The sequence below is a fragment of the Thermomonas alba genome (genome assembly GCF_022419205.1).
GTDB lineage: Bacteria > Pseudomonadota > Gammaproteobacteria > Xanthomonadales > Xanthomonadaceae > Thermomonas > Thermomonas alba.
This window is the reverse complement of record NZ_JAJOZU010000078.1, coordinates 1-500: the sequence shown is the minus strand read 5'-3', so window position 1 is coordinate 500 and position 500 is coordinate 1. Positions and strand designations below refer to the sequence as shown.

General features: G+C 70.8%; 1 protein-coding gene. It reads right to left on the bottom strand.

The window, feature by feature from the left end:
- Window positions 1-144: 144 nt before the first annotated feature.
- Window positions 145-500, bottom strand: a 356-nt coding sequence (locus ML342_RS11850; protein WP_240127212.1) for a gamma-butyrobetaine hydroxylase family protein, incomplete at its 5' end; no start/stop codon positions are given.

The following is a 500-nucleotide window of genomic DNA, read 5'->3' as shown; positions in this document are numbered from 1 at the left end:
CGCCACCGAATCGAACACGGCGCGCACGCGGCGCGCCTTCTCGCGCTCGTCGACGGTCTCGAAGCCAAAATGCGTCTGCGTCATGGCGCCATGGTACGCCAAAGACGCTGGGGCGGCCGCGCCGCTCAGTGCCGGCCGCGCCGCTCAGTGCCGGCCGCACCCGGCCGCCGCCGGGTCGGGCATTGGCGCGTCGCGGTCCACACCGGCTTCGGCCAGACGGCGCTCGTAATCCGCCCACAGCTCGGCCTGCCGGCTGCCCAGGAAGTACAGATACTCCCACGTGTAGATGCCGCTGTCGTGCCCGTCGGAGAAGGTTGGCTGCACGGCGTAATGGCCCACCGGCTCCAGCGCGACGATCTCGACATGGCGCTTGCCGGTCTGCAGCACCGCCTGACCGGGGCCGTGCCCCTGCACCTCGGCCGAGGGCGAATAGACGCGCATCAGCTCGAACGGGATGCGGAAGCGCGCACCGTCGTCGAAAGCGATCTCCAGCACGCGCG